Annotated in this window: 21 protein-coding genes; 17 read left to right on the forward strand and 4 right to left on the reverse strand. The window is 47.7% G+C overall.

Annotation, left to right across the window (positions count from 1 at the left end; translation table 11 throughout):
* Positions 1-180: 180 nt before the first annotated feature.
* The gene (locus L3D05_RS06810) at positions 181-1,518 is read left to right on the forward strand and encodes a hemolysin family protein (protein WP_239615248.1); all 1,338 of its coding nucleotides are present in this window, start codon (positions 181-183) and stop codon (positions 1,516-1,518) included.
* A 79-nt stretch (positions 1,519-1,597) separates the two neighbouring features.
* On the opposite strand, the gene L3D05_RS06815 is transcribed toward L3D05_RS06810, so the two are convergent.
* Together L3D05_RS06815 and L3D05_RS06820 are read right to left on the reverse strand one after the other, a co-directional pair.
* Positions 1,598-2,755: an MFS transporter gene (locus L3D05_RS06815; protein WP_239615249.1), complete on the reverse strand. Its 1,158-nt coding sequence runs from the start codon at positions 2,753-2,755 to the stop codon at positions 1,598-1,600.
* Between the two features lie 32 nt (positions 2,756-2,787).
* Positions 2,788-4,086 (reverse strand): multi antimicrobial extrusion protein MatE, encoded by a 1,299-nt coding sequence (locus L3D05_RS06820; RefSeq protein WP_239615250.1) that lies wholly within the window; start codon positions 4,084-4,086, stop codon positions 2,788-2,790.
* A 182-nt stretch (positions 4,087-4,268) separates the two neighbouring features.
* Here L3D05_RS06820 and L3D05_RS06825 point away from each other — a divergent pair, with 182 nt between their 5' ends.
* The 14 genes from L3D05_RS06825 to L3D05_RS06890 all read left to right on the forward strand — a co-directional run bounded on the left by L3D05_RS06825 (position 4,269) and on the right by L3D05_RS06890 (position 18,330).
* The gene (locus L3D05_RS06825) at positions 4,269-4,613 is read left to right on the forward strand and encodes a hypothetical protein (RefSeq protein ID WP_239615361.1); all 345 of its coding nucleotides are present in this window, start codon (positions 4,269-4,271) and stop codon (positions 4,611-4,613) included.
* 22 nt (positions 4,614-4,635) lie between these two features.
* Positions 4,636-5,715 (forward strand): tetraprenyl-beta-curcumene synthase family protein, encoded by a 1,080-nt coding sequence (locus L3D05_RS06830; protein ID WP_239615251.1) that lies wholly within the window; start codon positions 4,636-4,638, stop codon positions 5,713-5,715.
* Between the two features lie 29 nt (positions 5,716-5,744).
* Positions 5,745-6,713, forward strand: coding sequence for a 6-phosphofructokinase (gene pfkA, locus L3D05_RS06835; protein ID WP_239615252.1), 969 nt, complete (start codon positions 5,745-5,747; stop codon positions 6,711-6,713).
* Positions 6,714-6,801: 88 nt separating this feature from the next.
* Positions 6,802-6,999, forward strand: coding sequence for a DUF3906 family protein (locus tag L3D05_RS06840; protein WP_239615253.1), 198 nt, complete (start codon positions 6,802-6,804; stop codon positions 6,997-6,999).
* 190 nt (positions 7,000-7,189) lie between these two features.
* The gene (deoR, locus tag L3D05_RS06845; RefSeq protein ID WP_239615254.1) at positions 7,190-8,137 is read left to right on the forward strand and encodes a DNA-binding transcriptional repressor DeoR; all 948 of its coding nucleotides are present in this window, start codon (positions 7,190-7,192) and stop codon (positions 8,135-8,137) included.
* A gap of 11 nt (positions 8,138-8,148) precedes the next feature.
* Complete coding sequence (deoC, locus tag L3D05_RS06850; RefSeq protein WP_239615255.1) at positions 8,149-8,820, forward strand: deoxyribose-phosphate aldolase; 672 nt, start codon at positions 8,149-8,151, stop codon at positions 8,818-8,820.
* 34 nt (positions 8,821-8,854) lie between these two features.
* Complete coding sequence (locus tag L3D05_RS06855; RefSeq protein WP_239615256.1) at positions 8,855-10,156, forward strand: pyrimidine-nucleoside phosphorylase; 1,302 nt, start codon at positions 8,855-8,857, stop codon at positions 10,154-10,156.
* Between the two features lie 53 nt (positions 10,157-10,209).
* Positions 10,210-11,031 carry a purine-nucleoside phosphorylase gene (locus L3D05_RS06860; RefSeq protein ID WP_239615257.1) on the forward strand — a complete coding sequence of 274 codons (822 nt, stop codon included), beginning with the start codon at positions 10,210-10,212 and terminating at the stop codon, positions 11,029-11,031.
* Positions 11,032-11,093: 62 nt separating this feature from the next.
* A complete protein-coding gene (locus L3D05_RS06865; RefSeq protein ID WP_239615258.1) occupies positions 11,094-12,212 on the forward strand; it encodes a BMP family lipoprotein in 1,119 nt (372 codons plus the stop codon).
* Between the two features lie 159 nt (positions 12,213-12,371).
* Positions 12,372-13,901 carry an ABC transporter ATP-binding protein gene (locus L3D05_RS06870; protein WP_239615259.1) on the forward strand — a complete coding sequence of 510 codons (1,530 nt, stop codon included), beginning with the start codon at positions 12,372-12,374 and terminating at the stop codon, positions 13,899-13,901.
* Positions 13,898-14,974 carry an ABC transporter permease gene (locus L3D05_RS06875; protein ID WP_239615260.1) on the forward strand — a complete coding sequence of 359 codons (1,077 nt, stop codon included), beginning with the start codon at positions 13,898-13,900 and terminating at the stop codon, positions 14,972-14,974. The genes L3D05_RS06870 and L3D05_RS06875 overlap by 4 nt, the downstream gene beginning before the upstream one ends.
* A 4-nt stretch (positions 14,975-14,978) precedes the next feature.
* Positions 14,979-15,929 (forward strand): ABC transporter permease, encoded by a 951-nt coding sequence (locus L3D05_RS06880; RefSeq protein WP_239615261.1) that lies wholly within the window; start codon positions 14,979-14,981, stop codon positions 15,927-15,929.
* Positions 15,930-16,021: 92 nt separating this feature from the next.
* Entirely contained in the window at positions 16,022-17,224 is a 1,203-nt protein-coding gene (locus L3D05_RS06885) for a MerR family transcriptional regulator (protein ID WP_239615262.1), read from the forward strand.
* A gap of 149 nt (positions 17,225-17,373) precedes the next feature.
* On the forward strand, positions 17,374-18,330 hold the full coding sequence (locus L3D05_RS06890; protein WP_239615263.1) for an NUDIX domain-containing protein: 957 nt from the start codon (positions 17,374-17,376) through the stop codon (positions 18,328-18,330).
* A 72-nt stretch (positions 18,331-18,402) separates the two neighbouring features.
* Here the strand turns inward: L3D05_RS06890 and L3D05_RS06895 are convergent, their stop codons facing one another.
* A complete protein-coding gene (locus L3D05_RS06895) occupies positions 18,403-19,566 on the reverse strand; it encodes a putative glycoside hydrolase (RefSeq protein WP_239615264.1) in 1,164 nt (387 codons plus the stop codon).
* Positions 19,567-19,676: 110 nt separating this feature from the next.
* A complete protein-coding gene (locus L3D05_RS06900) occupies positions 19,677-20,504 on the reverse strand; it encodes a YitT family protein (RefSeq protein ID WP_239615265.1) in 828 nt (275 codons plus the stop codon).
* A gap of 186 nt (positions 20,505-20,690) precedes the next feature.
* Between L3D05_RS06900 and cshA the strand changes: the two genes are divergently transcribed.
* Both cshA and L3D05_RS06910 read left to right on the forward strand, forming a co-directional pair.
* Complete coding sequence (gene cshA, locus L3D05_RS06905) at positions 20,691-22,328, forward strand: degradosome RNA helicase CshA (protein WP_239615266.1); 1,638 nt, start codon at positions 20,691-20,693, stop codon at positions 22,326-22,328.
* A 41-nt stretch (positions 22,329-22,369) separates the two neighbouring features.
* Positions 22,370-23,149, forward strand: coding sequence for a YesL family protein (locus L3D05_RS06910; protein WP_239615267.1), 780 nt, complete (start codon positions 22,370-22,372; stop codon positions 23,147-23,149).
* Positions 23,150-23,184 lie beyond the last annotated feature (35 nt).

A 23,184-nucleotide genomic window follows, 5' to 3' on the forward strand; every position in this document is an offset into this window, starting at 1 on the left:
GCAAATTACAGGGTTAATCGTCGTTTGACGGACTGCTTTAAACCGTCTAAGCTATAATAAAGCCGTATACCCATTTTAAAACGTATACCCTTTCTGAAGTGCTATTTACGTTAGTAAGATATTTTTCATTATATAAAGGAGGTGTACCTATCCTCTCCGAGTGGTGAGGATAGGGATTATTTGGACGGTGACCCCTTTCCATTAAGCGTGGACTTGGTCTTGATTTTTGCTCTGGTTTTTCTGAACGGCTTCTTCGTTGCCGCAGAATTCGCCATGGTCAAAGCACGCGGTTCAAGAATTGATACATTAGTACAAGAAGGGCATAAGAAAGCGAAGGTCGCTTCTCATCTGATGGATCATCTCGATGCGTATCTATCGGCCTGTCAGCTTGGTATTACTCTCACTTCTCTAGGACTTGGTTGGATCGGGGAACCGGCAATTGCCCGGATGCTCGAACCGATGTTTGAAGCGATGAATATGTCAGATAAGCTAGTTCACCCGTTATCCTTCGTGATCGGCTTTACTTTCATAACCGTGCTTCATATCGTTCTCGGAGAACTTGCTCCGAAGTCGGTTGCCATTCGCAAAGCCGAGATGGTTACGCTGTGGACAGCGTCGCCGCTGATCTTCTTCCGCAAAGTCATGAGTCCGTTTATCTGGGTACTTAACGGTACTGCAGGATTGCTGCTCAAACCATTCGGAATAGATACTTCGGATGTATCCTCTTCTGCTCATACGGAGGAAGAAATAAGGATACTGGTGAAAGAGAGCCATAAGAGCGGGCTGATCGACAAAACCGAATTAACGCTTATGGATAATATTTTCGAATTTGCGGAAACCAATGCACGAGAGATTATGATCCCCCGAACGGAAATGAGTTGCTTATACGGCAATTTGTCTTTCGAGGAGAACAAGAGCATTGCGCTACGCGAGATGCATACGCGATACCCGGTATGCGAGAAGGATAAAGATAACATTATCGGATTCGTGCATATTAAAGACTTGTTGAAAGTGACCGACCATTCGATTCTGGACATCCGGGATGTTATGCGACCGATGACTACGGTTCCCGAGAGTATGCCGATCAGTACTCTGCTCAAGCTTATGCAGAAGAGAAAATCGCAAATCGCGATTCTGATCGACGAGTACGGCGGAACCTCGGGCTTGGTTACGCTAGAGGATATTATGGAAGAGATCGTCGGAGAAATTCAAGACGAGTTCGATGAAGAGCGTCCCGATATCGAGAAACGCGATGAAAGCACTTATTCCATTAACGGCATGATGCTGATAGAAGAAGTAAACAGCTTCTTCGGCCTAGATATATCGACGGACGATTACGATACGATCGGCGGTTGGATCTACTCGCAAATAGAGAATCCGCCTAAGAAAAATCAATTCGTCGTATCGGAGGAAGGGTTCCGCTTCACGATCGAAGAGACGGATCACCTGCGGGTTTCGCGAATTATCGTCGCCCGTTCGGACGATGAGAGCTGGGAACCCCAAGCGGAGACTGGCTAAACAATTAAACGGGCTTCACCGTTAAAGACGGTGAAGCCCGTTTTTTGCGTACATGATTAGATTAAGCTAAAGGGTTCCATTATTGGCTGCGACGCAGATGCACGAATAAGAAGCCGAAAGCGCCGACTAGAGCGAAGATCGCGCCAGTGCGGAATACATAAGCTAGACCCATGGAATCGTACATCCAGCCGCCTAACGTACCTGCAACGAGACCGGCTAATCCGGACCATACGACCGCGAATACGGCTTGGCCGGATGAACGGTATTCGTCGGGAATAAGAGCTTGTAAGCAACGTAATGCCGTAATATAGAAAATGGCGAAGGTGACGGAGTGCATGGTCTGCAAGGCGACCATCATCCACGGCTCGCTTGCATAGCTAAGCAATCCTAAGCGAATGACATAAATAAAGCTAGCGAGAGCGAGCAATGGCAATTCGCGGAAGCGATGGCCGAACTTGGCTAGCAGGAAGAACATCGGGATCTCGCTGACGGCGGAAGCAAGCGAAGCGTACCCGATGACGGAGTCATCCGCCCCGATCTCCCTCATGGCGATCGATAGAAATCCTTCGTTCATCCGGTGCGCGATGGATACGACCATGATAAGCAAGAAGAAGGTAACCGTTTCTTTTTTGCGTAGAAGTCCCCATAATCCGCTAAATTCGAATTTACGCAACGTAGCTTGATAATTACCGATAAAAAAAGAAAAAACAAACGAGATACCTATTACGATAATGGCTAGCGTAATCGTCAGGTCAGATCCGAAAACTTTCAGCAAGTATCCGAACAATACGGCACACACCGCGTAGCCGAGCGAGCCGAACATCCGAATGGAGGGAAAGCTTCGTTTCATTTGGTCGGCCGCAAGCAAGGATACGCTGTCCATCATGGAGTTTACAGGCGTCTGGAACAGGTAGAACAGCGCCATAATGCCAGCCATGATGCCGAACTCCTTCTGGGGCAACAGCAACGCGAGAGCCAGAATTTGAACGCAGAACAACAGGCTGAGAATGCGCCTGAGGTTCTTGGTGCGGTCGCTTATGACCCCGACGGCCAGATTGGAAATAATGGATAAGAAGGGGCCGACGGAATAAATTGCTCCTATTTGAAGCTTCGTATATCCTAAGCTTTCGAAGTAGAGCGGGAAGTAGGTAACGAGCAATACCATCGTGGCATAGTTCGTAAACTGCATCGTCCGCAAAATGAACAACTGCCCACGCAATGAGCTTGAATGTTCCATGAGAGGGGTACTCCTTTCTTGTTACTCGTTCGTTACTTGCTAGAACGATGACTGCGCCGGAATAGCCATGCAAGGAAAAGCAATTCCGCCAATATGCCGGCGGATTGAGCTAATGAACCCAGAACGCCGCTCCATTCAGGTAATAATAAAACGAGAACGACGATGCTGATTGCCGATAGGGTAGCATTGGCGAGCTGAGAACCGAACATCAGCTTCGTCTCCCCATTTGCCATCACGATCCCGTTTAAGGTATCTAACCAAGGGAATACGAGCACGAAAGGAAAAAATCCTCTCAAGGCATGAATACATGCAGTCAATAGCTCGTCCTTTACCCCGAGAATATGAGAAAACATCCAAGAACCAATCGGTGTAAATGCCATGAGCAGCATAAGCAACGGAGGGATGAATCCCAACATTAATGTGAATTTACGGACGATTGCGGGATTGGTTTTTACGAACAACAAGGCAATCTGGTGGAAATAAGTGAAAAATCCCAAAACCAAGTTCATGAGGCTGCCCGCGACGGCGAACGAAGCGACGGCAAGCGTCCCCCTCTCCGTCGTTCCGAGAAGCACGTTTAGAATCGGCATCAGCCAAACGACAATAAGCGAGGAATACAGCAACGGGTTATAGAAAGCCGTTACTTGCTTAGGCTTCGTAATGGTACATTCTTCTTCCCTTTCGGGCATTTTCTTCAGAAGAGCGCTTGATTCCCACCAGCTAATGGCAGCTTCGATTACCATGCCGAAGACGAAAATGGTCGTTCCTTGCAAGGCGCTGTTGACTCCAATGTGCAGAAAATACTGGGAGAGAAGAAACATGCCGAGCAGGCGGAAGATCATGGCGATCGTCAACCATCGGGTTCTCATCTTATAAATAATAACACCTTGATAGAGGCATCTTATCCCGGAAAAAACAGACAGGAACATTAAAGCTTGATAAGCGTGAATAGCTTGTTTTTCGACGATCGGATCCGCTCCATAAGCCAATCCGAATATCCAATGCCCGATTGGCGTATAGGCGACTAACGCTCCGAAAGCAAGGGCAGCTCCGAAAACATAGAAGCTGACGCTTCTGACGGCCCGGAACGAGATGCGATCCCTGACCAGGGCTGAACACGTTTGGCGGAAAAGCACGGCCGGCTTCTCCGTTACGACTAGCAGGCTCATCGCAAGCGCGTAACCAGCGAGAATGATCTCGGGATTGCTGGATCTGGCTAAAGTGCCGTTAATGATAACATGGCTTAAGTTGATTAATAGAACAGAAATACCCATGGGAATAAAAAACAGGAAAAGCCGTCTCAGCGAGACCGGCTCGTTATCTTGTGACATAATTGACACCCTCTAGTTGTATGTACTTGGTTCCGTGCGTCCAGATAGCTTGTATTATATCAGATATTCGACATGTTTCGGGAAAGGATTTCGGACATTAATGCTGGATTTCGTCGGTCTGAAATGATAAATTAAAGGATGATGGTTTTTGCTAGGCTTTAAGGAGAAATCGGGTGGAAACAATGAGAGTAACTGAAGTGTGGCTCGATAACCAGTTCCAATATAGCGAGCGGCATGGCATTTCGGTCCCTTGTTTGGAATGTGCCTGGGAGCAACTCGATATTGAACATCAGACGGCGATATTAGCGAGATGGGAAATGATCCGCGGATGTATACCGGATCATATTATTAGATTTGAAGCCACGATTAGAATCAAGCAACAACAGCTTTTCGAGGAAGACGACTTCATACAATCCTGCGCCATTAACGGAGATATCGCCGATCTGGCAAGCCGTATTAATGATCTGAATATATGGTTCCGCACGCAGCAGGAAATAGACGACGAAGCCAAAATGCATATCGGATAGAGCAAAGCGGAGGACCCCTGAAATGAGAAGCCAGACCTTACTGGCGGGTCGAGCCCCCAGTGGACCGATTTCGCTAATGAAAAGAGTTTATAAATATGTTTTGCCCGAAGTACGAGCAGAGCTGGGCCGTTGGCGGGCTAGAGCCAATACGATCGCGGATCCCGAACTTCGCAAGCAAGCGTTGGACAGCATGAACGCCAAGCAGTTTCATTGCGAAGGCGGAGGGGTATACGCAGCGGCTAATCTCGAGCGAAGACAGGTGTTAATCCCGTTAATCGTTGCATTACAGACGATAAGCGACTATCTGGATAATTTATGCGATCGAAGTACGTCCTTAGATCCGAACGACTTTCGGCTGCTCCATCAAAGCATGATTGACGCGGTATCGCCCGAGTTATCGATCTCGAACTACTATGCTCTGCGGGAAGAGCAAGACGACGGCGGGTACTTGGCAGCGCTTGTCGAGCAATGCAGAGCCTCCATCGCTGAGCTTCCGACCTATCATCTGGTGCAGGAGCATGTGGTAGAGTTAGTGAAGCTATACGGGGATTTGCAGGTATACAAGCATATTACCCTGGAGGATCGGGAACCGGCATTATTGAGCTGGTGGAACCAGCATTCTCAGCGATATCCGCAGCTCATGTGGAATGAATTCGCGGCGGCAACCGGGTCCACGCTTGGGATGTTCATGCTTTTTCTCGCTGCAAGCGATCCGTTGCTTGATGCGGATCAAGCCGCTTCGATCAGAAATCACTATTTTCCGTCCATATGCGGCTTGCATATCTTGCTTGACTATCTGATCGACCAAGCGGAGGATAGGATCGGTGGAGATTTGAACTTCTGCAGTTACTTTGATAGTCAGCAGATGTTAGACGAACGGATGAAAATGATGGTGAATGCGGCAAGAAAATCCGCTGACGCCCTCCCGTTCGGACATTTCCATAGAATGATCGTGGAAGGCCTCGTGGCCCTCTATTTATCGGATCCGAAGGTAAAGGATCAGCAGGACGTTCGCAGAACCGCCAAGCTTCTCATGAAGGGAAGCCCATGGACTAGGGTGTTTTTCTGGCTAAACAGCCATTGGATAAGGAAGGTCATGTAGAGCATTAGAGATAATTGGGAGGAATTGGGATGAATGCTGTGAAAAAGATTGCCGTATTAACAAGCGGTGGGGATTCTCAAGGGATGAACGCTGCGGTTCGAGCTGTCGTCAGGAGCGCGTTGTACCGCGGTTTGGAAGTTTACGGCGTACAACGTGGCTATCAAGGTTTGCTCAACCAAGATCTTAGACCGATGGATTTGCGTAGCGTGGGGGATATTATCCAACGCGGAGGTACGATTCTCCAAACGGCGCGCTGTAAAGAGTTTATTACCCCGGAAGGCCAACAACGCGGCGCCGACGTTCTTCGCGAACAAGGAATCGACGGATTAGTCGTTATCGGCGGAGACGGTTCCTATCATGGTGCCAACAAACTCAGTAAGCTAGGAATCAAAACGATGGGATTGCCGGGGACGATCGATAACGATATTCCGTTCACCGACTTTACGATTGGATTCGATACGGCGGTTAGCATTGTCGTAGATGCGATCAACAAGCTTCGCGATACGATGACTTCCCACGAGAGATCGTCGGTCGTAGAAGTCATGGGACGCCATTGCGGCGATATTGCCTTGTACGCTGGCTTGGCTAGCGGAGCGGAAGCGATTCTCGTACCGGAAGTGCCATTTGATATTAAAGATATTTCCTTACGGATGAAAGATAACTTCCAGAAGGGCAAACGGCATGGAATCGTTGTCGTGGCCGAGGGCGTATGCTCTGGGGAAGAAGTGGCTAGGAATATTACGGAATACAGCGGTATCGAGCCGCGGGTTACTGTCCTTGGACATATTCAACGCGGAGGTTCTCCTACGCACAACGACCGGATTCTGGCGAGCCAGCTGGCCGATTATGCGGTTCAACGTTTGTTAGAGGGCGATTCGGGTAAAGGAATCGGAATCATAAATGGTGAATTCGTAGCAACCGATATTGATAAAGTAGTATCGACTAAGAAGTCCTTTAATTTGGATTTGTACAATTTGGCCTTGCGATTGTCTCAATAATGTCGTGACGAGTGAGGGGCTGAACAGGAGGACTATTTCGGTCTTGCCTGTCAGCCCCTTTGCGTCTACTAAGGGAAGGGGTTAGAAGATGTTCTTATATAAACTGGAAGTTAGCCTGGCGGACAAGGATGTCGCTTTGATCGTAATGGGAGACAACGATGAAGAAGTGATGAGAGAAGCAGAAATGCACTTATCGAAATATTACGTCGTACCTCCCGAAATTCGCGAAATCGCATTAATCGAGAAGAAGCGCGCGAACAAAGGGACGGCATACGTGATCGAATAGTAACTTTTCTTGATATAGAAAAAGGTAAGAGCTGACATCTGGGTCGAGGTGTCAGCTTTTGTATGTATTTGTATGTATTTTGCGCTAGCGCGGAAATCTAATATCCATTATAATAGCGGATATGAGAACATAATTTCATTTCAAATGAACATAATTTCAAAAATCTGATCTTTGAATGGTGTGAGTTTTGTTGGAAAACGACAAAATCAAAAAAATAATCGAAGCGGCCAAGTTATATTACCATTTGGATTATAGCCAGAATCAAATAGCAGATGCTCTTGGCGTATCTAGGCCTACAGTATCCCGTCTTCTTCAGCAGGCGAAAACAGAAGGAATCGTCACGATCGAGATCAAGGATCCGACAGAGGATGTCGAGGTTCTGAAAAACTTGTTGAAAGAAAGATTCCAACTGAACAATGTGATCGTTGCTTATACTCCGGCTTATGAAGAACATATCGTGAAAAAATACATCGGTCAGGCAGCGGCAACCTACGTCGCGGAATTGGCTAAAGACGGAGACACCATCGGCGCTTCATGGGGCTCAACGATGTATCAGGTTGCCCTTCAGTTGAAGACGAAACCCTTGAACAATTCTTTCGTCGTTCAATTGAATGGCGGCGTTAGCGACGCCGATGTCCACATCTCCCCTTCGGAAATCGTTCATTTATTCGGGAAAGCGTTTCAAGTAACGCCTTACTTCATGTACTTGCCGGCCATTGTTGATCATATTCTCGTCAAGCAATCCATGCTTACGGATCGACATATTCGCAGAGTGATGGATATGGGTAAAGGGGCGAATATCGCTGTGTTCACAGCTGGCTCCCCGACTCCGGATTCCGTGCTCATCAATTCGAATTATTTGCGCGAGGATGAGCTTGAAATCATCAAATCGCAAGCGGTAGGCGACATATGTTCGAGATATTTCGACTGTAACGGTGAAATATGCTTGCCAAGCCTAGATGAACGAACGGTAGGGATTGAGCTGGCGGACTTGCGTTCGAAGGAACATTCCATTCTCGTTGCGGGAGGGCCTTCCAAGACGAATGCGATCTACGGAGCGCTTAAAGGGAAGTACGCGAACACTTTAGTGACGGATCAGATTACGGCCAAACACCTACTTGGAAAAATAGACACATAGGAGAGATCATAATGACGCCAGAACAAATCGCGGGAATGATAGATCATACCTTGTTAGCCGCTGTAAGCTCTGAGGAAGAGATCATCCGGATATGCAAGGAAGCGAAGCAATACGGCTTCGCAACCGTATGCGTGAATCCTTACTGGGTTCCGCTTGCCGCTAAGGAATTGAAAGGCAGTTCAGTCGGGTTAACGACGGTAATCGGTTTTCCTCTTGGGGCGAGCCGGACAGAGATCAAAGCTGCGGAAGCATCCGATGCGATTGCTGCCGGAGCTACGGAAATCGACATGGTTCTTAACGTCGGAGCACTGAAATCCGGTCATGTCGATGCGGTCAAGCAAGATATCGTAGAAGTTGTTAAAGCATGTAAAGGGAAAGCACAAGTTAAAGTCATTATCGAAACCTGCTATCTTACGGATGAGGAGAAACGGCAAGCGTCTCTTCTATGTAAGGAAGCGGGAGCGGATTTCGTCAAGACTTCGACGGGGTTCGGAACCGGCGGGGCCACCGTCGAAGACATCGCGCTCATTCGTCACGTCGTGGGTCCGGACATGGGCATTAAAGCTTCCGGGGGAGTCCGGGACTTGGATATCGCGAAGAAATTGATTCAAGCCGGAGCAACTCGGCTCGGCGCGAGTTCGTCCATTGCGATTGTAACGGGCGGAGTCGGGCAAGGCTATTAATCTAGACAGGTTAATTAAATTAGGGGGATAAGCGATGAGAACCGTCGATTTAATTACGAAAAAAAGAGATGGCGGAGAACTAACGGAGAACGAAATCAACACTCTCATTAGCGGATATACTGAGGGCACCATTCCCGATTACCAGATGTCGGCGATGGCGATGGCTATTTTCTTCCGCGGGATGACCCCGACGGAAAGGGCAAACTTGACGATGGCCATGGTCCATTCCGGAGAAACGATCGATCTGTCGGCGATTAACGGAGTTAAAGTGGATAAGCATAGTACGGGGGGCGTAGGGGATACGACTACGCTCGTGCTTGCGCCTCTAGTGGCCTCGATAGGCGTGCCCGTGGCCAAAATGTCTGGAAGAGGATTAGGCCATACGGGCGGAACGATCGATAAGCTGGAATCCGTTCCCGGATTTCACGTGGAGATCGACAATTCCACCTTCATTGAGCTAGTGAACCAGAACGGTCTAGCGGTCATCGGTCAAAGCGATAACTTAACCCCTGCCGATAAAAAGCTTTATGGACTTAGAGATGTGACGGGTACCGTAAATTCCATTCCGCTCATCGCAAGCTCCATCATGAGCAAGAAAATCGCCTCGGGGGCGGATGCTATCGTTCTTGACGTGAAGACTGGCGATGGCGCTTTCATGAAAGAGATGAACGAAGCGGAAGAATTGGCCGCTTGTATGGTCGATATCGGCAACCGCGTTGGACGCCGTACGGTAGCCGTCCTCTCCGACATGAGCCAGCCGCTCGGCAATGCGATCGGCAATGCACTAGAGGTTAAGGAAGCAATTGATACCCTAAGAGGAACTGGGCCCGAGGATTTGACAGAGCTTTGCTTGACTTTAGGTAGCCATATGGCTGTATTATCGGGTGTTGCCTCGACAAAGGAGGAAGCCCGACAATTGTTGGAGCAATCGATTGCTAACGGCCATGCCCTTGAGAAGTTCAAGACGTTCTTGGCAGCGCAAGGTGGAGACGCTTCGGTAGTGGATCACCCCGAGCGTTTGCCTACTGCGAAATATCGGATCGAAGTTCCGGCCAAGGAAGCGGGATATGTCGCGAACATAGCCGCAGAGAATATGGGACTGGCTGCCATGCTTCTCGGAGCTGGTCGTGCGACGAAGGAATCGCGAATCGATCTGGCGGTAGGGATCGTCCTGCATAAGAAGATAGGCGATTCCGTACAGCTAGGCGAATCATTGGCAACAATTCATTCCAATTCTGAATCGGCAGATGAAGCATTGGCGAAAATGTATGAATCCATGCAAATTCAGAGTCAACCGGTAACCCCTCCTCCGCTTCTTGTCGGAGAAGTGAAATAGACGATAGAGACGTATCGAAATTGGGGTAGTTTATTAAAGGGGGTGAATTGAAAATGGGCCAGTTGCTTCACAGAATGGAAGAGGCGAAAACCTATATTCAGTCACAGATTTCCGTTCAGCCGCAAATCGGTCTTATTCTCGGCTCCGGGTTGGGCGAGCTCGCCGACGACATTCAAGACGCTGTCCGAATTCCTTACGAGTCGATCCCGCATTTTCCGGTTTCGACGGTCGAAGGCCATGCGGGCCAGCTTGTAACAGGCCGACTCCATAATAAGACTGTCATCGCAATGCAAGGGCGGTTTCATTATTATGAAGGCTATTCGATGCAAGAGGTCACGTTCCCGGTACGCGTCATGAAGGCATTAGGGGTCGACCAGCTAATCGTAACGAACGCTTGCGGAGGCATGAATCCCGAGTTTAAACCGGGGGATTTGATGCTTATCCAGGATCACCTGAACATGACCGGGGCTAATCCGCTAATTGGTGCTAACGAGCCGACATTGGGACCTAGATTTCCGGATATGAGCAGGGCGTATACGCCTGAATTGCTTGAGTTAGTTCGGGAAACGGCTAAATCGTTAGGCATTAACGTCCAACAGGGGGTATATGCCGGAATTACAGGTCCGACCTATATGACTCCAGCGGAATTGACGATGCTCCGCAAGCTTGGCGGGGATGCGGTAGGCATGTCAACGGTACCTGAGGTTATCGTGGCTAGTCACATGGCCATGAAGGTGATTGGGATTTCCTGCGTGACGGACATGGCGATTGGCGAGCACTTGGAGCCGTTGAGCCATGAACAAGTGATTGAAGTAGCCAATCGCACGAAACCAATGTTCATCTCGCTAGTTAGGGAGATCGTTGCGCGATTGTAAGCTAGTCGAGTTAAACCATTGATCCTTACATCAAACATCAGAATTAGGGGAGGCTTTTAAGGATGAAGAAAAGAATTATTATGCTAGCTTTACTAACGATGGTATTCTCCGTGCTCGCGGCTTGCGGAAGCAAAAATAACGGTGGCAATTCGGCCAGTTCTCCTGCCCAAGAAAGCGGCAGCTCGGCACCGGCGGCAAGTCCGGCTGTTGACCTGAAAGTCGGTATGGTAACCGACTCGGGTACGATCGATGACAAGTCTTTTAACCAAGGGACTTGGGAAGGCGTTCTTAAAGCAGAAGCGGAATTAGGCGTGAAGAAGAAGTACTTGAAACCGGCTGGAACTACAGAGGCCGATTATTCCAAAGAAATCGGAAACTTGTATGACGCTGGCTTTAAATTCATCTTAGCGCCAGGCTTCAAGTTCGAAACGGCAATCTTTAAAGCCCAAGATAAATATAAAGACGCTAAATTTGTTATTATCGATGGTGGACCGCAAAATGGCGACTACAATTACGTAGTTAAAGAAAACACGGTTTCCGTCTATTTTGCAGAGCATGAATCCGGATTTTTGGCAGGGATCGCTACCGCTCTTGAAATCAAAGAAGGCGAAGCAGGCTTTATCGGCGGTATGGAAATTCCCGCGGTTCAGAAGTTTAACTGGGGATTCCAGCAAGGCCTAGCTTATGCGAATGAGAACCTGGGCACTAAATTATCGCTCAAAGCGGAAAACGTCATTTACCAAGGCAGCTTCGATAACGTTGCGGCAGGTAGCCAATTGGCTGCGCAAATGTACGATCGCGGAGTTAAGGTTATTTTCGCGGCAGCTGGCGGAGTAGGCGTAGGAGCGATTAACGAAACGAAAAACCGTTCAGGCGTGTGGATCGTAGGCGTAGACGTAGACCAATATAAAGATGGCGAGAAAAACGGTAAATCGGTCGTTCTTACTTCCGCTATGAAGTATATTGACACGGTCGCGTACGATATGATCAAAGCTGAGGCAGAGGGTAATTTCCCTGGCGGCAAAACGTTGACATTCGATGCGAAGAATGACGGAATTGGTCTTCCGAAAGAAAATCCGAACCTTTCGGCAGAGACGGTGTCCAAAGTTGCCGAAATCTATGAAAAGTTGAAATCCGGTGAAATTAAAGTCGCTGGCGAAAAAGGTAACTTGATCAAGTAAGAGCGAACTGAATACAAAAAAGACGGGAACTCCGTCTTTTTTTGTTCAACAGACCTGATAAGCTATCGGCTTATCGGGCGTGTTGAACTCTTTAAGCCAAGAGTTCAAAAAAAGCCTCTATAAGTAATCATTTCGTCCTGTCCAGGGGAGGAAGCACTGATGGAATACGCAGTGGAAATGCTAAATATTAGGAAAGAATTTACCGGTATCGTCGCAAACGATGATATTACGTTGCGTTTGAAGCGGGGAGAAGTCCATGCTTTGCTAGGTGAGAACGGTGCGGGTAAATCCACGCTGATGAGCATTTTGTTCGGGATGTACCAAGCGGATCAAGGTGTAATCAAGGTTAACGGCAAGGAAGTACGGATTGCTAACCCGAATGTGGCGAATGAGCTCGGAATCGGGATGGTACATCAGCATTTCAAGCTGGTAGAGGATTTTACGGTCACGGAAAATATCATTATGGGCATCGAGCCGCGGAAATGGTTTGGATTAGGGATCGATATTCAAAAAGCTAGTAAAAAAATAGAAGAGCTATCCAAGCGATACGGATTAAATGTAGATCCCCACGCTAAAGTCGAGGATATCTCCGTCGGCATGCAACAACGGGTGGAGATTCTGAAGACTTTGTACCGGAATGCGGATGTTCTGATCTTAGACGAGCCTACAGCCGTGCTAACGCCGCAGGAAATCGATGAACTTGGGCGCATTATGAAAAATCTGATCGCTGAAGGTAAATCGATCATCATCATCACCCACAAGCTGAAGGAGATTAAATCTTTCGCTGATCGATGCACGGTTATTCGGCGCGGCAAAACGATCGGAACCGTTGACGTCGCTCCGACGAGCGAAGCGGATATGGCGGAAATGATGGTGGGCCGGAGAGTTTCCTTCAAAGTAGATAAGATCGCGAGCGTTCCTCGCGAGGTCGTGTTAAAGGTGGAATCGCTTTCCGTCAAGAACGCGAAGAAGGTGCTCGGTCTTAAAGACTTCTCCATAGAGGTGCGTGCAGGCGAGATCGTAGGTATCGCTGGAGTAGAAGGCAACGGACAATCGGATTTGATCGAGGCGATTACCGGCTTGCGCAAAGTGGAATCCGGAAATATCGTGTTGAATGGACAAGATATAACGGGGCATTCGATTCGCGATCGGATCGAGAGCGGTATCGGCCATATCCCGGAAGACCGTCAGAAGCGCGGGTTAGTCTTAGACTACACTTTGGCGGAGAATATTGTGCTCGAAGTGTATTATCGTGAACCTTATTCGCGCAAAGGAATATTGCAGAATTCTAAGATCAAACAGTATGCAAATGAGATCTTAGAGAGCTATGATGTTCGCTCGGGTGAAGGCGCTTCCTCCGTGGCTAGATCGTTGTCGGGGGGCAATCAACAGAAGGCGATCATCGGACGGGAAATCGAGCGAGACCCGATTCTATTAATCGCGGTTCAACCGACCAGGGGACTTGACGTCGGCTCGATCGAGTATATTCACAAGCGACTGATTAATCATCGGGACAACGGCAAAGCCGTACTGCTTGTATCGCTCGAACTTCAAGAAATCATGAATATTTCCGATCGAATAGCGGTCGTAAACCAAGGGGAATTGATTGGCGTGGTACAAGCTTCGGAAACGACTGAAAATGAGATCGGATTAATGATGGCGGGCGTTAAGAAGGAGGAGGGCGCATGAACAACAGAATAGTCGTCTCTTTGCTCGCAGTCGTATTCGGACTGCTGGCCGGGGCCGTCTTGATGGCGGTAACGGGCCATGATCCAATTACCGGTTATTCTTACTTGTTCGAAGGCGGACTGAAAAATCCGGAAAGAATCGGAAATACGCTCGCTACGGCGACCCCTTTGATTTTCAGCGGACTTTCGGTAGCTTTTGCGTTTCGTACAGGATTGTTTAATATCGGCGTCGCCGGACAATTGCTCTTCGGAGGGTTCTGCGCCTCTGCTGTCGGACTATCCTTAGACCTTCCTAAAGCCATTCTGCTAATCCTTATGCTTATCGCGGGTTTCGTGGGCGGAGCTCTATGGGCTGTCGTCCCCGGCTTCTTAAAAGCGAAATTCAACGTTCACGAAGTCGTTTCATCGATCATGATGAACTGGATTGCCTATTGGACGATTTATTATGCGGTACCTGCTTATCTGAAAGGCGAGTTTCTGGAAACGGAGTCGAAGCCGTTGCCGGAATCGGCTTCATTGAAGGTAAGCTTCCTTACCGATATGTTCGATGGCTCTTATATTAATCTGGGGCTATTCGTAGCCGTAATAGCCGTTATTATCGTCGCGTTCATTATTAACAAGACGACATTCGGTTACGAGTTGAAGGCCGTAGGGAATAATAGGCATGCTGCGGAATACGCGGGTATTGCCGTGAACAGGAGTATTATTTTGTCCATGGCCATTTCGGGCGGTATAGCAGGTATCGGCGGGGTTGCGCTATACGCCGGGAATGCTTCGAATATCCAAATCGGGATATTGCCGTCTCAAGGATTCGATGGCATTGCCGTCGCTCTGCTCGGGGCAAATTCGCCGGTCGGGGTGCTGTTGTCGGCGTTGTTCTTCGGTCTTCTGTATTCCGGTCGAGGATTCATGAATGCCATGACTGAGATTCCCCCGGAAATAGCGGATTCGATTATCGCCATTATTATTTATTTCGCGGCGACCAGCATCTTGATTGAAAGATTGATCAGATGGTTTATCCGTCGCAAGGCTAACGCCAAATCGGCGTCAGAGCATGAAGGGAAGGTGAAGTAGCCGTATGTGGACAACGATCGTGCAGATTGCTCCTTATGCCATTGTTTTCACCATCCCATTGCTTATTACGGCATTAGGCGGACTGTTCAGCGAGAGAAGCGGCGTTGTTAATATCGGGTTAGAAGGTCTTATGATTATGGGTGCTTTCGCGGGCGCTTTCACCACTTTCAAACTACAAGCCCTCTATCCGAACAATCCGTACATGATCTGGGTCGGCTTACTTGCGGCATTGCTTGCAGGGGCGCTATTCTCCCTCTTGCATGCTTTTGCCAGTATTAACCTGAGCGCGGATCAAGTGATTAGCGGTACGGCGATCAATATGATCGCCGGAGCGATCACGATATTCCTTGCGCGTAACATGACAGGGAGCGGGAATATTAGGATCAGCAATTTTGCGCCTTATAATATCCGGGGGTTTTCCGATATTCCGATCATCGGACCCTTAATATTTTCGAAGACTTATGATACCACATGGTTAGTTTTAGCCATCGTTGCAATCAGTTCCTTCGTTCTCTATAAGACGCCGTTCGGATTGCGGTTAAGAGCCTGCGGAGAGCATCCTCACGCAGCGGAAGCTGCCGGGGTCAACGTGAAGCGGATGCGGTACATCGGCGTTATGATCTCGGGAGCGTTCTCGGGACTTGGCGGGGCGATTATCATTGTGACATATGCCGGAGAGTTTACGGGTAGCGTAGCGGGATTAGGGTTCTTGGCTCTAGCCTCGTTGATCTTCGGACAATGGAAGCCGTTAGGAGTACTGGCTGCAACTCTGTTCTTCGGAATCGCGAGCACGGTCGCTAACGTGTCTCAAGTCATACCGTCGCTTGCCGTCTTTCCGCCGATCATCTTGAAGATATTCCCGTACGTAGTCACGCTCATTGCATTGATTGTATTTTCTAAATCTTCAAGAGCGCCTAAAGCGGTTGGAGAGCCTTACGATTCAGGTAAACGATAGCGTAATCTGCCACATGAATTGCCGGCGTATTCAGAACCGCCAATTCATGTGGCTTTTTGTATTAGTCACAATATTGAAAGGGGGAGAAGCGATTGGAACCAGAATATGAATATCATACGACTGGCCAAATTGCTAAACAAACCGGAATCACGGTAAGAACTTTAAGATACTATGACCAGATCGGTTTGTTAACTCCTTCACGTTATAGTGATGCCTCTGTACGCTTATATAACAAAAATGATTTGATTAGGCTTCAAAAAATCCAAACTTTAAAATCCATCGGTTTATCGCTCGACGAAATAAAACAGATTGTCCAAGACCATTTATCATCGGATCATGGTCTACTTCATTCTTTAAAGATGCAAAAGGATATCATTCTATCCCAAAATGCGCATATATACTACATAATAAAAGCAATAGAAGAGGCAATCAGCGTTTGTGAAGGATCAAACGGGATTAACGATTGGAATCATTTATTCGCTCTCTTTAACGTTATAAATACAGAAAAGCGTTGGCTCGAACAGTACTTGACGGCTAATCGCCTTCAGGCAAGGATTGATTTGTATGATCGGTTTAGCTTAAACAAAATCGGATGGCATCGTTGGTTTTTCGATCATCTAGGCTTACTGCCAAATATGAAAATTTTAGAGGTTGGCTGCGGAGACGGTACGTTATGGTTCCGAAATGGCGATCGAATCCCGGATTCCTGGAAAATAACATTGACCGATATGTCTCACGGCATGATAAACGAGGCGCGGAACAAAATAGAAGACCCAAACGGAAGATTCAAATTCCTTGTAGCCGATGTACAAGAGATCCCTTTTCATAATAATGAATTCGACCTTATTGTTGCTAACCACATGTTATATCATGTTCTAGACCATTCGAAAGCGATGGCCGAAATCAGCAGGGTGTTGAAGCCGAATGGGTCATTATTCGCTTCGACAATGAGCAGGGGACATCTGCTGGAGATCAAGGCGCTTGCTAAAGATTTCGATCCGGATTTGGAAGTACTAGATCCTGTAATGGAACGTTTTCATCTGGATAACGGGACACGGATTTTAGCTAGGTGGTTTGGGGAAATTAAGCAATTCCGGTACGAGGATCATATGCTGGTAAACGACATAGAACCTTTATTAAGTTATATTATCTCAACTCCCATGAACGCAAGGGAGATACTGACCGGCAAAAAGCTAAACGAGTTTAGGGAATTTTTGAATCAAAGGATTACGATAAGGAACCCCCTCTATATTACGAAAGACTCGGGTTTTTTTCATGCGATAAACAGGAAGTGATAGGTTTACAATCGATTGGCCGCCTCTTATCCGAGTGCGGCTTTTTTTGCGTGCTATTTAAAATAGGTTGCGGGTTACGTTACGTAACGCACTAGAATTAAGCATGTCGATAGAAATTGTAAATTGTATATATCATAGGAGGTTTGAGCATGAACCCAGAAATTCGCATCGTTAAGGAAGAAATCTTGTCTAACGACTGGTATGAGCTAAAAAAAATTACTTTCACGAGAGAAAAAAGCGATGGCACGATCGAAACCCAATCGAGGGAAGCTTATAACAGGGGGAATGGTGCGACAATATTACTGTATAACCGTGAGAAACAATCCGTTATCCTGACTAGGCAGTTCCGGTTACCTACGTACGTTAACGGCAATGTAACGGGTTTGTTGATCGAGGCTTGCGCAGGGCTGTTAGATAATGAAAGTCCGGAAGAAAGTATTCTGAGAGAGACGGAAGAGGAAACGGGTTACCGGGTGACTGGCATACGCAAAATCGGAGAGGCATACATGTCGCCAGGTTCCGTCACAGAGCTCCTCCACTTCTACGCGGCAGAATATACACCTTCGATGCAGATCGGTAAGGGCGGCGGATTAGCGGAAGAACAAGAGAACATCGAAGTTTTAGAATATCCATTCCAACAAGTAATGAACATGGTGAAGAATGGCGAGATAAAAGACGCGAAAACGATCATGCTGCTGCAATACGCCGAATTAAACCAAGTGCTTACACCTGTGAAATCACAGCATATATTAATCGCCGGGCCGTACCGTAGCGGAACAAACGACAATCCATTATTAATTGAGGAGAACGTGGCCTTTATGACGTCCATCGGACTTCAAGTGTATGAAGCGGGTCATTTGCCCGTGTTAGGCGAGTGGTATGCGCTGCCATTAATCGAGAAATCCGGTTCGAGGGAGATTGGCGATAGCGTCTTTAATCGGATATTCCACCCCTCGTCGATTCGGTTATTAGACCATTGCGATTCCGTTCTTAGAGTAGGCGGTCCGTCTCAAGGCGCCGACGAAATGGTCAAACTCGCCTTGGAGAAGGGCAAGACCGTGTATTCGAATTTGGCTGATATTCCTCGATTGATACAGCTGAATTAAAAATGGCTAAGCAGATCATGATCTGCTTAGCCATTATTAGTATGAGTGCTGTAATCACTGTACGAAGCTTAATTAAAATTTAGCGCCTTCGGAATATTTGTTGCCGGCATTCCAGAGCAGGTATTCCTGCACTCCGCTATCGTGAAGCGCTTTGATCTGGGCTTCTACTTCCGCGGGTCCGTATTTAGTGAAATGGCCTTTGCCTAACCAGCTAGCCGTGAAGTCTTGGATCCAAGGACGGATGATTGGCTTTTTGTCGCCTAACGGATCCAATTTTTTGTGCGTATCGTCCATGGCGCCTTTAATCGTAGCATAAGGAGCTGTGTCCGGATCTTTCTGCTTGAACCATCCCGTGCTGTAGTGGCTCGGATAGATCATAGGACTAATGACATGAACGGCATTCGAGATTTTCGTGAAGTCTTGCCCTATGCCCTCGGCTGCGGGAACGGATGCCGCGTAACCGAAAATATCTACCGATACTCGGACTCCAAGTGGTTCGAGCTCTTTTTTGGCATATTCGACGAAACCTGTAACGATATCCACGCGGCTTAGTTCGTTTTTCGTAAACTTCAGTCCGTCGGCTTTTTTCTCGAAACCTTCCGGGAACCTGACGTAGTCGAATTGAATTTCTTTAAAGCCTAGCTTTGCGGCTTCTTTGGCGACTTCGACATTGTATTCCCATACTTCTTTGCGATACGGATTAACAAATTTGTCTTTGTTCTTGTTTTGCCAGAGCGTTCCGTCTTTCTGAACGAACGAGTACTCCGGATTTTTCTTCGCGAGAACGCTGTCTTTGAACACGACGACCCTTGCGATAGGGTAAATATCATGTTCCTTAAGCGTAGTCATTAGCTTGTTGATGTCTTTAATATAAGGCTGGGGGCTTCCTAGTTTCTGTAATTCGGGATTGTCCGTTTTGTAAGTAATGTTTCCAAGATCGTCTTTAACGTCGATGACCATGGCGTTTAGTTCGGTTTTGTCCAGCAGGTTCAACAAGCTTGCCATTCTTTCTCCGCCAGCGCTGTAAGCCGTTACATAAATGCCCTTGACGATTGGAGCTTTAGGCTGAGGATCGCCGCTTACTTGCGGTGTTTGAACATTGCCCGGATCGGGGGTTGTTGGTTTGGCTTGCAGGGTCTTCAAAGTATTCCATAAATTACCCGATGAATTCCCGTTCGTTTGCGGTCCGCCGAAGACGGTGTTAATCAAAAGAAAAAACGTAACAAAAATATTCATCTATACTCTCTCCCATCAGCTCTGTAACACGATTATAAACGACTTAAGGGGGAGTAGACACAGGTATTTTGTAGTATTTTGTGGAATTTTAGCTGAATTATTAAAAACTTTTATTTTCTGCGGAAATCCCCGATCACATCGACGGTTTGGACAATGTTTACAAATGCCTTTGCATCGATCTCCTTTATCATTTTCCGAAGTTCGGCCAACTCGTACCGCGTCGTCACGGTCATTAACATATCGCGTTCCTCGCTGGTGAAGGCTCCCCGTGTTTTAATAATCGTAACTCCTCGAGGAATCTTCAGTAGCCTCGCGGCCATTTCCTGGGTTTGATTCGTGACGATGAACGCGGTTATCTTGAGGTGGGGGGTATGGACGGCATCAATTATTTTTCCCGTAAGGTAGATCGACAGCATAGAATATAAGGCCGCATTCCAATCGTTCTGAAGAAAACCGAGGGCGGCTACTACGAAAGTATTCAGAAGAACGATAAGTATGCCAATCGGTAAGTTCCTGTAACGTGATATAATGGAGGCGATGATGTCAAAGCCACCCGATGAACCTCCGAAGCGAAGTGCTCCTGTGGCGCCAAGTCCAACGAGCACGCCGCCGAAGACGGAAGCAAGGAGACGGTCGTTCGTCAACCTGATTTCGGGGATCACCTGAAGGAAAAAAGCCGTGCACAACACGGTGACCATGCTTAGAAAAATAAATCTTTTGCCTAGAACGAAATATCCCCAGCACAAAACCGGGACATTTAGGGCAAAATACAACCAACCGATATTCCAACCGCTTAAGTATCCGATGATCATGGCAACACCGGATAATCCGCTGCTTAAGAGCTTTTCCGGGATTAGGAGTAATTGAAAGCCGCATCCGACAACGGCGGCGCTGATAATCATCAAAAATACGGGGCCGATTATGGCAATTCTCTTCATATTTAGCACTCCTTTGTAAGCAAAACGAACTGCACTTAGGTTCCCCTTGGAAAAGACGATCATGCAATTAAATTGGTATTCTTTTCCTGAGACTAGAGTTTACAATCAGGTTTGTGCTATAATGAACTGATCATTTTTTTGGAAGCCGTAAGTTGAAGGCCCAACACAGAAGGAGATTGAAAAAGTTTGAGCACATTTGCAGAGTTTGGTTTGGAGTCCGACGTTCTTCAAGCCATATCGGAGATGGGATTTGAAGAGGCGACCCCAATCCAAGCTAAAGCCATTCCCGTTGCCATTGCCGGCAAGGATATGATCGGGCAGGCCCAGACAGGTACAGGTAAAACCGCAGCATTCGGTATACCGCTAATCAGCAAGATTGCAGCATCGGAAGATCGCATCGTTGCCCTGATCATGGCCCCGACACGTGAGTTGGCTATTCAGGTATCAGAAGAAATCGAGAAGCTTGGACGTTTCAAGGGACTTCGTTCCTTGGCTATATATGGCGGTCAAGACATCTCACGTCAAATCCGCTCCTTGAAGCGGAAGCCGCAAATCATTATCGGAACACCCGGTCGTTTGTTAGACCACATTAACCGCAAAACCATTCGTTTGGACGACGTTCGTTCGGTCGTATTGGATGAAGCGGATGAAATGCTCGATATGGGATTCATGGAGGACATTCAGTCCATCCTGAAGCTCGTACCGGAAGAGCGCCAAACGTTGCTGTTCTCGGCGACAATGCCGGCGAACATCCAGAAGCTTGCTCAGCAATTTTTGCGTAATCCAGAGCACGTAAAGGTAGAATCGAAGCTGCTTAGCGCGCCTTTGATTCAGCAATATTACGTTGAAATTCAAGAACGGATGAAGTTTGACGGACTATGCCGACTGCTCGACATGGAACCGCCAGAATTGGCCATCATCTTCGGTCGTACTAAGCGTCGCGTAGCCGAACTTTCGGAAGCTCTTATGAAACGCGGATATGCGTGCGATGGTTTGCACGGCGATTTGTCGCAGAACCAACGCGATACCGTAATGCGGAAATTCCGTGACGGCAGCATCGACATTCTGGTTGCTACTGATGTTGCGGCTCGTGGTCTTGACGTATCGGGCGTAACCCATGTTATCAACTTCGATCTACCGCAAGATCCAGAGAGCTACGTTCACCGGATCGGCCGTACGGGTCGCGCAGGTAAAGAAGGAACATCTTGGTCGTTCGTAACTGCTCGTGAAATCGATCATCTCCATTTCATCGAGAAAGTAACGCGCCACAAGATTTCCAAGAAATTGTTGCCTACGCTGTCTGAAGCAATGGAAGGCAAGCAAAAACTTATCGCAGAACGCATTATGGACACAGTTCGTTCTGAAGAAGAAGTTAATCCATTCAAATGGGTAGCTATGCAGCTTCTAGAGCAATATGATTCCGTTGAATTGCTTGCCGCGGCAATGAAATTGCTGACTGGCGACAAGAAAGACGTGAACATCGAGCTTACGCCGGAAGATCCGATTCGTTCTAAGAAACGGAAATTCGAAGGCAACCGTGGCGGTTACGGCAGCAGCAGCAGCGGCGGACGTCGTTACGGCGGAAGCGGAAGCAGCGGTGGAAGCGGTCAAGGTTCATGGCGCCAAGGACAAGGACGCAGCGATTCTCGCGGCGGTTCCGGCAGCTATGGTGGCGGTCAACGTAAGCCTTACAGTGGCGGCAATCGTTCCAGCAGCAGCCGCGATGATAGCAGTTACCGGGATTCGAATCGCGGAGCTCGTCCAGAACGCCGCGAAGAGTACCGTGGAAGCCGCTCTCAGAGCGAAGATTTCGTTAAAATCTAAACCAATAGCTTACTGACGAACGTCATCAGGGAGGAATCCCCATGGAAATGCGGGGCATGATGGGTGGCTTTTATAAGCTATCCGAGTGGATCATGAGGTTGTCAGTTACGAACGTATTGTGGCTTCTCACATCGTCACCTTTTTGGTTCATATTGATTACGCTATTCATCGGTCAACCGGACGCGAGTGCAGATGAATATGCTAACTCGGTTAAGCTTATTGTGGGATTGCTTGCAATTGTTGCCCCGTTTACCTTGTTTCCGGCGACCTCGGCTATGTTCTCGGTCGCCCGGAAATGGGTTCTTGGCGATACAGACGTCCCGCTATTCAAAACCTTTTTCCGTAACTACAAGCAGAATTACAAACAGGCGATGATTGGCGGCGTTTTCTATGCCCTCCTGTTCGCGATACTTATCATTGATTTTCAGGTCTATTTGAAACAAATGGCCGGATTTCAATTGCTCGCTTACTTGTTTATCGCTTTAATGCTGCTTCTACTAATTTCTTTGTTGCATTTCTTCTCGCTTTTATCGCATTTTCATATGAAAACGGTTCAGTTACTTAAGAACGCTCTCATCTTGACGATCGGTCGTCCGATTCGTTCCTTGATTATGGCGATCGGAGCGATTGCCGTTCTATTCATAAGTACGCGATTCACTTTTCTGCTTCCGTTTTTCTTCGGTAGCATCATAGCGGTATATACGTTCTATAACTTCAATCTGGTTATCCAGAAAATGATGTTGCTTAAAGAAGCGGCCGAGTCCGAATCGGAATCCGAAACGGAATCCGAAGAGGAAGAGGAGAAGAAATCCCAGAGCTAGCCATTTTACTTTTCTTATCCACGTGCTTATAATGA

It is taken from the genome of Cohnella mopanensis, from assembly GCF_022352055.1.
Lineage (GTDB): Bacteria > Bacillota > Bacilli > Paenibacillales > Paenibacillaceae > Cohnella > Cohnella mopanensis.

Bases quoted from the DNA above. Each gene is read 5' to 3' on its own strand.
- L3D05_RS06815 (WP_239615249.1), bottom strand. From the start codon at position 2,755: ATGGAACATTCAAGCTCATTGCGTGGGCAGTTGTTCATTTTGCGGACG.
- L3D05_RS06820 (WP_239615250.1), bottom strand. From the start codon at position 4,086: ATGTCACAAGATAACGAGCCGGTCTCGCTGAGACGGCTTTTCCTGTTT.
- L3D05_RS06825 (WP_239615361.1), top strand. From the start codon at position 4,269: ATGAGAGTAACTGAAGTGTGGCTCGATAACCAGTTCCAATATAGCGAG.
- L3D05_RS06830 (WP_239615251.1), top strand. From the start codon at position 4,636: ATGAGAAGCCAGACCTTACTGGCGGGTCGAGCCCCCAGTGGACCGATT.
- pfkA (WP_239615252.1), top strand. From the start codon at position 5,745: ATGAATGCTGTGAAAAAGATTGCCGTATTAACAAGCGGTGGGGATTCT.
- L3D05_RS06840 (WP_239615253.1), top strand. From the start codon at position 6,802: ATGTTCTTATATAAACTGGAAGTTAGCCTGGCGGACAAGGATGTCGCT.
- deoC (WP_239615255.1), top strand. From the start codon at position 8,149: ATGACGCCAGAACAAATCGCGGGAATGATAGATCATACCTTGTTAGCC.
- L3D05_RS06855 (WP_239615256.1), top strand. From the start codon at position 8,855: ATGAGAACCGTCGATTTAATTACGAAAAAAAGAGATGGCGGAGAACTA.
- L3D05_RS06860 (WP_239615257.1), top strand. From the start codon at position 10,210: ATGGGCCAGTTGCTTCACAGAATGGAAGAGGCGAAAACCTATATTCAG.
- L3D05_RS06865 (WP_239615258.1), top strand. From the start codon at position 11,094: ATGAAGAAAAGAATTATTATGCTAGCTTTACTAACGATGGTATTCTCC.
- L3D05_RS06870 (WP_239615259.1), top strand. From the start codon at position 12,372: ATGGAATACGCAGTGGAAATGCTAAATATTAGGAAAGAATTTACCGGT.
- L3D05_RS06875 (WP_239615260.1), top strand. From the start codon at position 13,898: ATGAACAACAGAATAGTCGTCTCTTTGCTCGCAGTCGTATTCGGACTG.
- L3D05_RS06880 (WP_239615261.1), top strand. From the start codon at position 14,979: ATGTGGACAACGATCGTGCAGATTGCTCCTTATGCCATTGTTTTCACC.
- L3D05_RS06890 (WP_239615263.1), top strand. From the start codon at position 17,374: ATGAACCCAGAAATTCGCATCGTTAAGGAAGAAATCTTGTCTAACGAC.
- L3D05_RS06895 (WP_239615264.1), bottom strand. From the start codon at position 19,566: ATGAATATTTTTGTTACGTTTTTTCTTTTGATTAACACCGTCTTCGGC.
- L3D05_RS06900 (WP_239615265.1), bottom strand. From the start codon at position 20,504: ATGAAGAGAATTGCCATAATCGGCCCCGTATTTTTGATGATTATCAGC.
- L3D05_RS06910 (WP_239615267.1), top strand. From the start codon at position 22,370: ATGGAAATGCGGGGCATGATGGGTGGCTTTTATAAGCTATCCGAGTGG.